This window comes from Pseudomonas sp. XP2 (genome assembly GCF_053557975.1).
In genome coordinates, this window is record NZ_JBNRIK010000010.1 from 1 (window position 1) to 13,532 (window position 13,532).

The following is a 13,532-nucleotide window of genomic DNA, read 5'->3' on the forward strand; positions in this document are numbered from 1 at the left end:
CAGGATCACCACAGGCTGCAAGGCTTGCACAGTACCTGTGGGAGCGGGCGTGCCCGCGAAGGGGCCGGCCCAGGCATTAGAGAATTTTCAGGGAATTGAACAAAGACAACAGAAGACACCCAATTCACCGTCGGCCAGACCACTTTCTATCAAGGCGAAAACGGCACCCATCCACTGTTCCGCATCGAACCCGGCATCCCCTGTCGGGACGCCCGCGAGCAATCTTCGGAATTGATGGGCTATGTCCGTGAACTGACCATCACTGGCCTGAAGGAGGAGAAGCCCATGATGATCTGGGCTGCTCACTACCTGAGTGCAATGGCCAAGGCGCTGAGGATGATGCAGAGCTGGGCATGAAGCACTGACATACCGCAGCCCTTTCGCGACACGGGGCCGCCCCTACAGGTTTCGTGCATTTCTGGTCGGTCTGGTATCGACAAAAAGAAAGGCCCAGGGCTTCCGCAGCTCTGGGCCTTTCTTCAGTGGCAACCCACCATCAGTGGAACTGCTCTTCCTCGGTCGAGCCGGTCAGGGCAGTCACCGACGATGCGCCACCCTGAATCACAGTGGTCATGTCGTCGAAGTAGCCAGTGCCCACTTCTTGCTGGTGCGCCACGAAGGTGTAGCCTTTGCTGGCGTCAGCGAATTCCTGCTCTTGCAGCTTCACGTAGGCGGTCATGTCGTTGCGGGCGTAGTCGTGCGCCAGGTTGAACATGCCGTGCCACATGTTGTGGATACCCGCCAGGGTGATGAACTGGTGCTTGTAGCCCATGGCCGACAGTTCGCGCTGGAACTTGGCGATGGTGGCGTCGTCCAGGTTCTTCTTCCAGTTGAAGGACGGCGAGCAGTTGTACGACAGGATCTGGTCCGGGTACTCCTTCTTGATGGCCTCGGCGAAGCGACGGGCTTCGTCCAGGTCTGGCTTGGCGGTTTCGCACCAGATCAGGTCGGCATATGGCGCATAAGCCAGGCCGCGAGAGATGGCCTGGTCGAGGCCGGCGCGGACCTTGTAGAAGCCCTCACGGGTACGCTCGCCAATCACGAACGGCTGATCGTACGGGTCGCAGTCGCTGGTCAGCAGGTCAGCGGCGTTGGCGTCTGTACGGGCCAGAATGATAGTCGGCACGCCGGAAACGTCAGCTGCCAGGCGCGCGGCCACCAGCTTCTGTACGGCTTCCTGCGTCGGTACCAGTACCTTGCCGCCCATGTGGCCGCATTTTTTGACCGAGGCCAGCTGGTCTTCGAAGTGCACGCCGGCGGCGCCTGCTTCGATCATGTTCTTCATCAGCTCATAGGCGTTCAACACGCCACCGAAACCGGCTTCGGCGTCAGCCACGATTGGGGCGAAGTAGTCGATGTAGCCTTCGTCGCCCGGGTTCTTGCCGGCTTTCCACTGGATCTGGTCGGCGCGGCGGAACGAGTTGTTGATGCGCTTGACCACGGTCGGTACCGAGTCAACCGGGTACAGCGACTGGTCAGGGTACATCGACTCGGCCGAGTTGTTGTCGGCGGCAACCTGCCAGCCGGACAGGTAAATGGCCTGGATGCCGGCCTTGACCTGTTGCACTGCCTGGCCACCGGTCAGGGCGCCCATGCAGTTGACGAAATCTTTGTCTGGGCGGAAGGACGGGTGGGCACCTTGGGTGACCAGCTTCCACAGTTTTTCTGCACCCTGGCGGGCCAGGGTGTGCTCTGGCTGCAGGGAGCCACGCAGGCGAACGACATCAGCGGCGGTGTAGGTACGGGTCACGCCTTTCCAGCGCGGGTTCTCGGCCCAGTCTTTCTCGAGGGCTGCAATTTGCTGTTCGCGTGTCAGTGCCATGGAAATAAACCTCGTCGCATCGATCTTGGGTTAATTGTGCTGATGCTCGGGTGCAGATCAGGGCGCTTGGCGGCTGTCCTGTTCGCAGGAGTGCGGCGGCGAACGCGAAGGCTCGAAGGGGGAAGGGTGGGCAGGCCGGGCGAAGGTGTGCTCCGGCAGGTCGGCTCGTGGTTGCCTTGCTGCGGTGCTACGCGATTGCCAGTACTGCGGTGATGCGCTTCCGTCCCTCGGGACAACTTCTTCGTTGCAGTCGCAATCCCGTCGAACCGCCTTGTGGGCCGTATAGACACGAGGCGCCTCCGGGGGTGGGAGGAGCACGCCTCGAAGGCCCTTGCCAGGGCCCCTGATTAGCGGGAGCGAGGCCATCATGCCCTTGGGAAAAAGACCCTGTCAAATGTTTTGTAGTGGATTTTTTCACTTACTACATCTTTGGTCTAATGCGACTTGTCAGTCAGTTTCAAGGCCTTTGGTCGAGGCCTTGAATTGCCTGGGATCAGTCCAGAAGGTCGACTTTCACCCGCAAAGTCATGTTTTCACCGCGCTGGGTGCTGTAACTGCGGCTTGACGCGCTGCGCTCGGCTTGGCTCTGCTGGTTGTAGCCTGCCAGGGTGATCCACTCGCCGAGCTTGCCGGTCACGGTCGTGTCGGTGCTTTGCACTTTCACTACATCTGCACGTTCCTGGCTGATGCGGTCATTATTAGTGCTGATTTGCAGACGAACCGTGTCACCGCTCAAACTGGGCGTGACATAAAAGCCCTGGGTCACATTGCGGTATTCGGTGTTGCTCTGGATGCGCCCATAACCGTCGGTGCTGGTGCTGGTAATCGGGATGCTCTGGCCAACCTGAATGAGTGCAGGCTGGCCTTCGCTGGCCTGAACCTGCTGCATGCCGCCGTCACGGTTGCTGGTGCCGTAGTGGATGACGCGTGCGTTACCGCGGTTGTCCTGGAAGTTGCTGTCGTTGTTGTCAACGCTGATCAGCAGGCGTTTGGGAGCGGTGTCCAGTTGCTGCAGCAAAGTGCGCAGGTCGCTGATGCGCTCGGGGCTGGCGTTGACGATCAGCTTGTTTTCGAAAGCGCTGACCGTGCCGTCCTTACCAATGAATGCCTGTGCGGCAGGCAGCAGTTCGGCGCTGGCGCGGTGCTGCAGCGGCACCACCTCGGTGGCCGCCTGGGCGGCGAGGCTGGCAACGAGCAGCAGGGAGGCGAAAAAGGGGCGTAGCGGCATGTCCATGATCTCCGCAGGTGGAATCAACATGATGGCAAATTTGCGGATGTCCTGCTGGATCTGGATCACGCTCCGGGGTGGGCAGATGAACCTTTAAGCTGCGCCGTCAGTCGCACTCACAGGGAACGCGTGGGGTGATTACATGAAGGGTAGTCTGATCCTGCTGTTATGGCTTTGCAGCCTTGGTGCACAGGCTGCAGCGGACACGCTGCGCATCAAGCAGCTGCAGCGGTGCGGCGACTTGTTCGACGATAACCAGCAGCAATGGTGCCTGCGTGCCGAGGGGCTCGGGGCAGATGTGCCAAAGGTATGGCTGGGCGGTGTGCGGCTGCCAACGGCGGATATCGAGCGTCAAGGTGACCGGCTCACGCTGAAGCTGGCGAAGCAAGCCCAGCGCAGCGCGCCGCTTTGGCTGGAATCTGGCAGCAGTACCAGCAACCCTGTATGGCTGACCCGCCAGCGCAGTCATGTGGTCGCCGCAAGGCCTGATGAGGTGGCGAAGAACATGGATGGCCTGACCACCTATGTCGACCTGGTCAGCCTGTTGATTGAGGAGAAACACGAAGGCCTTGGAGAGGCCCGGCGTATTGCCGACAAATACGGCGCCCAGGTTGTCGGTGCGATACCGCCGCTGAATGTCTACCAGTTGCGCTTGCCGGTGGCTGACCTGGTGCAGCGTGACGCGATGATCCTGCGCATGGGCAGTGAACTCAGCGTGGATGCCGTGGTTGTCGAGGAGTCTGCACCGGAGCGCGGTGAAGAAGGCAGCGGCCGCGACGCTCGGGCCATCGACCAGGCGGACGAATGGGCCGCCAACCGGTTCATGGATGCGCTGTATTTCTACCAGCGACGGATTGGCGCTTCGCACTTGCCGGTGCACCCCGTGCGGGTTGGGGTAGTCGAGCGTGAAGTGGATTTTGATGCCCCCGCGTTCAGCCAATACCGAGGCGGCTGCGAACAGGGCCAGACCTGCCTGTACGCGCGCGACGGGGATCGCGCGACCAGCCACGGCAGCCATGTCGCAGGCATTCTCGCCGCACAGGGTGAGGGATTTTTGCCGGGGCTGGGCAAGCACAGCCCTGGCTTCGAGGTGATTGTAGAGCGCAACTCCGATGCAGGTATCACCGCCAACATCGCTGCATCGGTGAACCTGGTCGAGGATGGCGTGCGGGTGCTGAACTGGAGCTGGGGCATCCACCGGGTAGGCGCACGCGATGTCAACGGTGATGAGGTCGATTCGCTGGTGCGTTCCGGGCTGGCGATGAGTGGTTACGAGGAATTGCTTGAGGAGTTCTTTCTCTGGCTGCGCAAAGAGCATCCAGATGTGATGGTGGTGAATTCGGCGGGTAACGGTGCGTCGTGGTCAGGTACCGACGAATACCGCCTGCCGTCGTCGTTCATCACCGAACAACTGCTGGTGGTGGGCGGGCACCAGCGCAGCGACAAGGCGACGGCGGTCGAAGCCCCCGAGCATGTGCGCAAGCGCCACAGCTCCAACGTCGACATGCGCGTGGATGTCAGTGCCGCTGCCTGCATTCGCCCAGCGGCTGCCGCTGCTGCGCATTGCGGCACGTCGTACGCAACACCCTTGGTGACTGCCACCGTTGCAACGATGCTGTCGATCAACCCGGCCCTGACCCCGGAACAGGTGCGCATGCTGTTGCGGCGCAGTGCCCTGACCCTGGGCACCGAGCAGGATTTCGAGGCGATGGATGCCGAAGACCTGACGGCGCCGATCCTGCCTTCGGAACGTGGAGGGCGCCTGAACCACCCAGACCTGGGGCGTTCAGCGCGGCTGGACATGCAGCGTGCGCTGGACCTGGCAGTGCAGAGCCGGGAGCGGGTGCGCTGAACGGTGGCCGCTGTCAGACAAATTCCGTAACATCGCGCCCTCGTTTTTGTAATGTCCCGCACCACAGGAAACCCATGAAGCCCGCCCGAATACGCGCCGACCTGCTCGCCGGCCTGACCACCTCGTTCGCCCTGGTGCCCGAGTGCATCGCCTTTGCCCTGGTGGCGCACCTCAACCCGCTGATGGGCCTGTATGGCGCGTTTATCATTTGTACGCTGACGGCGCTCTTTGGCGGTCGACCGGGGATGATTTCCGGCGCTGCCGGGTCCATGGCGGTGGTGATCGTCGCGCTGGTGGTGCAGCACGGCGCGCAGTATCTGCTGGCCACGGTGCTGCTGGGTGGCGTGGTGATGATCCTGTTCGGCCTGCTACGGCTGGGCAAGCTGGTACGCCTGGTGCCGTACCCGGTCATGCTCGGCTTCGTCAATGGCCTGGCCATCGTCATCGCCATGGCGCAGCTTGAGCACTTCAAGGCGGGTGAGCACTGGCTCAGCGGCGCGCCGCTGTACCTGATGATCGGCTTGGTGGCACTGACCATGGCGGTGGTCTACGTGCTGCCGAAATTGACCCGTGCGGTACCGCCGGCGCTGGTGGCGATCCTGGGCGTTGGCTTGCTGGTGTACCTGCTCGACCTGCCCACCCGCACCTTGGGCGACATGGCGCACATCGCAGGCGGTCTGCCGGGGCTGGCGCTGCCGGATGTACCCTGGAATCTGGACACCCTGAAGATCATCGCCCCCTACGCGGTGCTGATGGCGATGGTCGGCCTGCTGGAGACCTTGCTCACCCTCAACCTGACCGATGAAGTGACCGAGAGCCGTGGTTTCCCGGACCGCGAATGCGTGGCGCTGGGTGCGGCGAACATGGTTTCGGGCCTGTGCGGTGGCATGGGCGGTTGCGCAATGATCGGCCAGACGGTGATCAACCTCAGTTCCAACGGGCGCGGCCGGCTGTCCGGGGTAGTGGCCGGGGTGATGATCTTGCTGTTCGTGTTGTTCCTGTCGCCGCTGATCGAGCGTATTCCGCTGGCAGCGCTGGTCGGGGTGATGTTCGTGGTGGCCCAGCAGACCTTCGCCTGGGCGTCGCTGCGGGTGCTGCACAAGGTGCCGGTGAACGATGTGCTGGCGATCATTGCGGTGACCGTGGTGACGGTATTTACCGACCTGGCCATGGCGGTGCTGTTCGGCATCGTCATCGCGGCGCTCAACTTTGCCTGGCAGCATGCGCGGGAGCTGTACGCCGACAGCCATGAGGACGCTGAAGGTGGCAAGCGTTATCAGGTACATGGCACCCTGTTCTTTGCCTCGACCGCCTCGTTCCTCAACCAGTTCGACCCGGCCCAGGACCCGGCCCAGGTCACGCTGGATTGCCAGCATTTGAGCTTTGTCGATTATTCGGCAATTGCGGCGCTCAAGACCCTGCGCGAGCGCTATGCCAAGGCGGGCAAGCATTTGCGCGTTGTGCATTTGTCGGAGCGGTGCAAGAAGCTGTTGAAGCGGGCTGGCGAACAGCATTGAAAAAATTGTGGCTGCCTGTTCCGGCCCCTTCGGCTAAAGCCGCTCCCACAGGGGTATGCGATCCCCTGTGGGAGCGGCTTTAGCCGCGAAGGGGCCGGAACAGGAGAGCCACTTACTCCCCGCGATTTTTCTTGACGATGCCATCGGCAATGCTCGCCGGGGCCTCGGCATAGCGGGTGAACTCCATCGAGAAGCTGGCCCGGCCCTGGGTCATCGACCGCATCGAGGTGGCGTAGCCGAACATCTCGCCCAACGGCACCTCGGCGCGGATCACCTTGCCAGCCGGTGTTTCGTCACCGTCCTGGATCATCCCGCGGCGCCGGCTGAGGTCGCCCAGAATGTCGCCCTGGTATTCCTCCGGCGTCACCACCTCCACCTTCATCACCGGTTCCAGCAACACCGCGCCGCCTTTCTGCGACAGCTGCTTGGTGGCCATTGAAGCAGCGATCTTGTAGGCCATCTCGTTGGAGTCGACATCGTGGTACGAACCGTCGAACACGGCAGCCTTGAGGCTGATCAGCGGGTAGCCGGCAAGCACGCCGTTCTTCATCTGCTCTTCGATGCCCTTCTGGATCGCGGGTATATACTCGCGCGGTACCACGCCGCCGACGATCTCGTTGATGAACTCCAGGCCTTCCTTGCCCTCGTCGCCGGGGGCGAAACGGATCCAGCAATGGCCGTATTGGCCACGGCCGCCAGACTGGCGCACAAAACGGCCCTCGATCTCGCAGGTATTGCGGATTTTTTCCCGGTAAGCCACCTGCGGCTTGCCGATGTTGGCCTCGACGTTGAACTCGCGGCGCATGCGGTCGACGATGATGTCCAGGTGCAACTCGCCCATGCCCGAGATGATGGTCTGGCCGGTCTCTTCGTCGGTACGTACGCGGAATGACGGGTCCTCCTGGGCCAGCTTGCCCAGGGCGATGCCCATTTTTTCCTGGTCGGCCTTGGTCTTCGGCTCCACGGCCACGGAAATCACCGGGTCAGGGAAATCCATGCGTTCGAGGATGATCGGTTTGTCCAGGTCGCACAGGGTGTCGCCGGTGGTCACGTCCTTCATGCCGATCAGCGCGGCGATGTCGCCTGCGCACACGTCCTTGATTTCGGCACGCTGATTGGCATGCATCTGCACCATGCGGCCGATGCGTTCCTTCTTGCCTTTGACCGAGTTGAGTACCGCGTTGCCGGAACTGAGCACGCCGGAATACACGCGGGCGAAGGTGAGGGTGCCGACGAACGGGTCGGTGGCAATCTTGAAAGCCAAGGCTGAAAACGGCTCTTTGTCGTCGGCGTGCCGTTCCAGGTGCTTTTCTTCGTCGTCCGGGTCGGTGCCGCGGATGGCAGGAATTTCCGAGGGGGCGGGCAGGTAGTCGATTACCGCATCCAGCATCAGCGGTACACCCTTGTTCTTGAACGATGAGCCGAGAATGGTCGGGACGATTTCGTTGGCAATGGTGCGTTGGCGCAGGGCAGCCTTGATTTCTTCGACGCTCAGCTCCTCACCATCGAGAAACTTCAGGGTCAGCTCATCGTTGGCTTCGGCAGCGGCTTCCACCAGGTGAGCGCGCCATTCGTCAGCGAGCGCGCGCAGGTCATCCGGAATTTCTTCTTCGCGGTAGCTGGTGCCATTGTCGGCGTCGTTCCAGTAGATGGCCTTCATCTTTACCAGGTCGATCTGGCCAATGAAGTTTTCTTCGCTGCCGATGGCCAGCTGGATCGGCACCGGGTGGTGCCCCAGGCGCTGGTCGATCTGCTTGACCACCCGCAGGAAGTCGGCGCCCTGGCGATCCATCTTGTTGATGTAGGCCAGGCGAGGCACATGGTATTTGTTGGCCTGGCGCCAGACCGTCTCGGACTGAGGCTCTACCCCGTCAGCGCCGCTGAACACCACCACCGCGCCATCGAGCACGCGCAATGAACGCTCCACCTCGATGGTGAAGTCGACGTGGCCGGGGGTATCAATGATGTTGAAGCGGTATTTGTGCGCGAACTGTTTGGTCGAGCCTTGCCAGAATGCCGTGGTGGCCGCCGACGTGATGGTGATGCCGCGTTCCTGCTCCTGGGCCATCCAGTCCATGGTCGCGGCGCCATCGTGCACCTCACCCATCTTGTGGTTGACCCCGGTGTAGAACAGGATCCGCTCGGTAGTGGTCGTCTTGCCGGCGTCCACGTGGGCGACGATGCCGATATTGCGGTATAGCTCGATGGGGGTTGTGCGGGCCATGGCGGACTACCTGCGGATGGGCGGATTCCACCACGTTAGCAGACCGGTGGAATCCTGCCCTGCCGCCGGGCCGTCAGTCGGCCTGGGCTTGCAGCATCCATTGGCCATCCACTTCACGGGCCAGGCCACTGGCCGTGAGCAGCGCCAGCAGGCGCGGGTGCAGGTCCGCTTCGGTGAAGGTCTTGAGGGTGGCCAGGTCCAGTGGGCCGACCAGGTTGAGGTCGGCCTTGGTGTACGACAGCCAGGCCTTTTTCAATACCTGGGCGACATCGCTGCCTGATGTACTGGCGAAGCGGCGATGGCACTGGCGGCTTGCAAAAGTGAAGGTGTGGGCGTGGCTGTAGGTGCCTTCGTCACCCCCTTCAGTGCAGCGGTGGCAGCGGCACGGGCCTTCGCCGAAGGCGTTGCGCAGGTAGCTGTTGAAGTCCACGACGGGCTTGAGGGACAGGCGTTTATCGACATCGAACAGGTCGGCGATCAGGGGTTCTTCGGCGCTCACTCGGGATCCTCGTGTGGTGTGGCGTGCATCGGCGGGCACCCTAACAGATCGGGGCATTCAGATCACCTGTAGAGACAACAGAGACCACCTGCCGTACTCTACGCGCCCTTACGCCTACACACCCACTGAGGTAACCCCGTTTGAGCACCAAGTACCCGTACACCGCCACCGTGACCATCAGCGCCGAAGACCGTGGCGGAGATACCGAAGCTTCGGAAAACCCCAGCATGCGCGTGGGCCTGGAAGCGGTGACCGAAACCCTGAAGAAGGTGCATTTCGTCGGTACGCTCGCGGCACCTGAAAAACAGGCCACGCACATCTGCGTGACCCTGGAGAACGGCCTGACCTACTACGGCCCGATCGTCAACGGCCACGCCGAACTCGAAGGCGGCTGGATCGCCTTCGAATCCGACATGCTGACCCCCGAAGAACTGGGCCTGTAAGCCTCAGTTCAGCTCCACCAGGCACTGCTCGAGGATATCCAGCCCTTCCTCGAGCACCTCGGCTTCGATGGTCAAGGGGGCCAGCAGGCGGATGATGTGTCGCGCCTTGCCGCTGGGCATCAGCAGCAAGCCCTTGGCCCGTGCCGACTCCATTACCTTGGCCAGTTGCGCCGGCGCCGGGCTGCCGTCGGCATTGACGAATTCGATGCCGCGCATGGCGCCCACGCCGGTCAGTCGGCCGATGTACGGGCTCAGGCCCGAAGCCTTCCAGCGCTGGTGGCGGCTGACGATGGCCTGCTCCTGGCGCTCACCCCAGGTGGCGATGTTCTCGTCGGTCATCTGCGCCAGGCTGGCCAACGCCGCCGCACAGGCAATCGGGTTGCCCGAATAGGTGCCACCGAGGCCGCCCTTGGGCAGTGCTGCCATCAATGCCTTGCGCCCGACCACCGCCCCCAGCGGCATGCCGCCGGCGATGCTCTTGGCCAGCAGCAGCAGGTCGGGCTCGATGCCGAGGCGCGGGAAAGCGAAGCGCTGGCCGGTGCGGCCGAAGCCGGACTGGATCTCGTCGATGATGATCAGGATGCCGTGTTGGTCGCAGAAGCGGCGCAAGGCCTGGGCGAAGGCCGGGTCGAGGGCGAGGAAACCGCCTTCGCCCTGCACCGGCTCGAGGATGAACGCTGCCACGTCTTCCACGGCCAGCTCCACGCTGAACAGGCGCTCCATGGCCTTGAGCGCCTGCTCGCAGGTAACCCCGGTATCCACGCTGGGGTAGGGCAGGTGGTACACCGGTCCGGGCAGCTCGCCCACCCGTTGCTTGTAAGGGGCCACCTTGCCGTTGAGGTTAAGGGTGGCCAGGGTGCGGCCATGGAAACCGCCGTCGAAGGCAATGATGGCGCGCTTGCCTGTAGCACCACGGGCAACCTTCAGGGCGTTTTCTGCCGCTTCCGCACCGCTGTTGGTGAGCATGCCGGCCAACGGGTAGCTGACCGGTACGAACTGGCTCAGCTGTTCCATCAGCGCCAGGTATGGACCGTGGGGTGCGGCGTTGAAGGCATAGTGGGTCAGACGGGTGGCTTGCGCCTGGATGGCTTCGACCACGGCGGGGTTGCAGTGGCCCAGGTTGAGCACGCCGATACCGCCGACAAAGTCGATGTAACGTTTGCCGTCGGTGTCCCAGACTTCGGCATTACGGCCATGGGAAAGTGTGATCGGGTGAACGATGGCGATGGATGGGCTGATACTTTCCTGGTTCATGGGCACGCGGGACCTTTGTTCAAGTTTCTTATTATCCAAGCGTGTTGGGGGGTTATTCCGCAAACGAATTATTCGATTGCGGTCATTCCCTGAATTCGTGAACTGGCCGGTATAGGTTAAGTCAGTCCCCCTCAGCCACCCGCTCCCGAATCCACTGCACAAAGGCCCTGATCTTGGGCACTTCGGCCGCATGCTCGGCATGCGCGATAAAGTGCTTGCCGTTGCTCGCCACCGGGTGGTCCCAGGCCACCACCAGCTTGCCCTCGCTCAGCTCCTCGGCCACCAGGTAGCGCGGAATCAGGGCTATGCCGCAACCGGAGATCGCTGCGCGGATGCACAGGTAGAACGTGTCGAAACGCGGCCCGTGGTAGCTGTTCTGGCTGTGTAGCCCCAACCCCAGGAACCATTCATGCCAGGCCTCCGGGCGCGACACGCATTGCAGCAGGCGGTGCTCGGTAAGCGCCTGGGCGCTTTCAAAGGGGTGGTTGGCCAGCAGCTGCGGGCTGCATACCGGTACCACTTCTTCGCTGAACAGCTCGATGCAAGTGGCCCCAGGCCAGGTGCCCTGGCCGAAGAAAAAAGCCACGTCGGCCTTGGCCTGCACCAGGTCGAATGGCTCCAGCTCGTTGCGCACGTCCAGGTGAATGCGGGGGTAGCGGTCGCCGAAACCCTTGAGCTTGGGCACTAGCCAGCGCGCGCCGAAGGTAGGCTGGGTAGCAATACGCAGCACTTCGGTTTCGTCGCCGTAGCTGAGGATGTAGCGGCTGGAAATATCGATCTGGGTGAGGATCTTGTTCACTTCGGTGAGGTACAGCGCACCCGCCGGGGTCAGGTGCAGGCGCCGACGAATGCGCTGGAACAGGGAGTGCGAGAGCATGTCTTCGAGCTGCGCCACCTGCTTGCTGACGGCGCTTTGCGTCAGGTGCAGTTCCTGGGCCGCGCGGGTGAAGCTGAGGTGGCGGGCAGCCGCTTCGAAGCACTGAAGGGCGGTGGTCGAAGGCATCAGGCGTTTGGACATGACGGGCAAATACCGAGCAAAAAAAGGAAGGAGTTCATTCCAAAGCGGAATCATGTGGTTCGAAAAGGTCGTTTGTTGACCCCGGCCTATAGATTAATACTGACCTGGATCAACGATTACAACCGGTCATGTGAAGAGGAGGTCAGTACCCGCTTCCGGCATCTGCAAAACAACAAAAACGACTATCAGAAATTTACAAGAATTCTGCTCCGACCTTCAGCCGCTTTGTCGCGGCCGACCCATTCGAGGGTTCTTCATGGCTTCGCAAGACAACAAGAAACAGCGTTCCCTGCAGCACGGCCTGACTTCCCGTCAGGTGTCCATGATCTCCATTGCCGGCATCATCGGCGCCGGCCTGTTCATCGGCTCGTCGAACGCCATCGCCACCGCCGGCCCGGCCATCCTCATTTCCTACGCCATGACCGGCCTGCTGGTATTGCTGGTGATGCGCATGCTGGGCGAAATGGCCATCGCCAACCCTAACAGCGGCTCGTTCTCCACCTATGCCTCAGAAGCCATCGGCCCTTGGGCGGGCTTTACCATCGGCTGGTTGTACTGGTGGTTCTGGGTGCTGATCATTCCGGTGGAGGCCATCGCTGGCGCCGACATCCTGCATGCTTACTTCCCCGGCGTACCGTCCTGGTTGTTCGCCTTCCTGATCATGCTGGTGCTGTCGTGCACAAACCTGATCAGCGTGAAGAACTTTGGTGCCTTCGAGTACTGGTTCGCACTGGTCAAGGTGGTGGCGATCATTGCCTTCATTGTGGTCTGCAGCCTGGCGGTATTCGGCTTCTGGCCGCTGGCCGAGGTGTCCGGAGTCAGCCGGCTGTGGGACAACGGCGGCTTCATGCCCAACGGGTTCGGCACGGTGCTCGGTGGTGTGCTGATCACCATATTCTCGTTCTTCGGCGCCGAAATCGTCACCATTGCCGCTGACGAAACCGCAAACCCGAAAGACAAGATCCGCCGTGCCACCAACCTGGTGGTGTACCGCATTGCCATCTTCTACCTGGCGTCGATCTTCCTGGTGGTGTCGCTGGTAGCCTGGAATGACCCTGCGCTGAAAGCAGTCGGTTCGTTCCAGCGCGTGCTGGAGGTACTGAACGTGCCAGGCGCCAAGCTGTTGGTCGACCTGGTGGTGCTGGTTGCAGTGACCAGTTGCATGAACTCGGGCCTGTACACCGCGTCGCGCATGCTGTATTCGCTGGGCGCCCGTGGCCAGGCACTGAGCATGACCAAGCGTATCTCCGGCTCGGGCGTGCCGACCGTGGCGGTCATCTTCTCGACGCTGGCCGGTTTTGCCGGGTGCCTGGTCAACTATGTGTTCCCGGGTAAGGTGTTCGGCTTCTTGCTGTCCACCACCGGCGCCATCGCCTTGCTGGTGTACCTGGTGATTGCCGTGTCGCAGCTGCGCATGCGTGCGCGTGCGGACCGCGAAGGGCGCCCGCTGGAGCTGAAGATGTGGCTGTTCCCCTGGCTGACCTGGCTGGTGATCGGCACCATCGTCATGGTGCTGGGCTACATGCTGTTCAGCGATGCCTACCGCTATGAAACCCTGATGACCGCTGGGGTGACAGCATTCATCCTGCTGGTTTCGCTGACCCAACGGCGTGCCCAGGGGGTTGCCCAAGCCGCCTGATGTTTCTGCTTTAATGGGGGCGTTGCGCGCCCCCAT

10 protein-coding genes and 1 pseudogene are annotated in these 13,532 nt (G+C 62.1%); 5 read left to right on the forward strand and 6 right to left on the reverse strand.

What is annotated here, in order from left to right; genetic code table 11:
* Window positions 1–105 precede the first annotated feature (105 nt).
* Window positions 106–365 (forward strand): annotated as a pseudogene (locus ACK1VC_RS12905) (DUF3077 domain-containing protein); the annotation flags it as partial.
* Between the two features lie 131 nt (window positions 366–496).
* Here the strand turns inward: ACK1VC_RS12905 and aceA are convergent.
* Together aceA and ACK1VC_RS12915 are read right to left on the reverse strand one after the other, a co-directional pair.
* On the reverse strand, window positions 497–1,822 hold the full coding sequence (aceA, locus tag ACK1VC_RS12910; RefSeq protein WP_016488214.1) for an isocitrate lyase: 1,326 nt from the start codon (window positions 1,820–1,822) through the stop codon (window positions 497–499).
* A 493-nt stretch (window positions 1,823–2,315) separates the two neighbouring features.
* The gene (locus tag ACK1VC_RS12915; RefSeq protein ID WP_172901768.1) at window positions 2,316–3,080 is read right to left on the reverse strand and encodes a secretin N-terminal domain-containing protein; all 765 of its coding nucleotides are present in this window, start codon (window positions 3,078–3,080) and stop codon (window positions 2,316–2,318) included.
* Between the two features lie 112 nt (window positions 3,081–3,192).
* On the opposite strand from ACK1VC_RS12915, the gene ACK1VC_RS12920 reads away from it, so the two are divergent.
* Window positions 3,193–4,902 (forward strand): S8/S53 family peptidase, encoded by a 1,710-nt coding sequence (locus tag ACK1VC_RS12920; protein WP_191086802.1) that lies wholly within the window; start codon window positions 3,193–3,195, stop codon window positions 4,900–4,902.
* Window positions 4,903–4,976: 74 nt separating this feature from the next.
* Window positions 4,977–6,419, forward strand: a complete 1,443-nt coding sequence (locus tag ACK1VC_RS12925; RefSeq protein WP_016488212.1) for a SulP family inorganic anion transporter — start codon at window positions 4,977–4,979, stop codon at window positions 6,417–6,419.
* Window positions 6,420–6,531: 112 nt separating this feature from the next.
* Here the strand turns inward: ACK1VC_RS12925 and fusA are convergent, their stop codons facing one another.
* Window positions 6,532–8,643 carry an elongation factor G gene (fusA, locus tag ACK1VC_RS12930; protein ID WP_016488211.1) on the reverse strand — a complete coding sequence of 704 codons (2,112 nt, stop codon included), beginning with the start codon at window positions 8,641–8,643 and terminating at the stop codon, window positions 6,532–6,534.
* 73 nt (window positions 8,644–8,716) lie between these two features.
* Complete coding sequence (locus ACK1VC_RS12935; RefSeq protein ID WP_023047497.1) at window positions 8,717–9,142, reverse strand: hypothetical protein; 426 nt, start codon at window positions 9,140–9,142, stop codon at window positions 8,717–8,719.
* Between the two features lie 140 nt (window positions 9,143–9,282).
* Between ACK1VC_RS12935 and ACK1VC_RS12940 the strand changes: the two genes are divergently transcribed.
* A complete protein-coding gene (locus tag ACK1VC_RS12940; protein WP_016488209.1) occupies window positions 9,283–9,585 on the forward strand; it encodes a hypothetical protein in 303 nt (100 codons plus the stop codon).
* A 3-nt stretch (window positions 9,586–9,588) separates the two neighbouring features.
* Here ACK1VC_RS12940 and ACK1VC_RS12945 read toward each other — a convergent pair whose 3' ends face one another.
* Both ACK1VC_RS12945 and gcvA read right to left on the reverse strand, forming a co-directional pair.
* Complete coding sequence (locus ACK1VC_RS12945; protein WP_095115672.1) at window positions 9,589–10,839, reverse strand: 2-aminoadipate transaminase; 1,251 nt, start codon at window positions 10,837–10,839, stop codon at window positions 9,589–9,591.
* Between the two features lie 121 nt (window positions 10,840–10,960).
* Entirely contained in the window at window positions 10,961–11,857 is an 897-nt protein-coding gene (gene gcvA, locus ACK1VC_RS12950; RefSeq protein WP_060516976.1) for a transcriptional regulator GcvA, read from the reverse strand.
* A gap of 256 nt (window positions 11,858–12,113) precedes the next feature.
* Between gcvA and ACK1VC_RS12955 the strand changes: the two genes are divergently transcribed.
* Window positions 12,114–13,496: an amino acid permease gene (locus ACK1VC_RS12955; RefSeq protein ID WP_016488206.1), complete on the forward strand. Its 1,383-nt coding sequence runs from the start codon at window positions 12,114–12,116 to the stop codon at window positions 13,494–13,496.
* Window positions 13,497–13,532 lie beyond the last annotated feature (36 nt).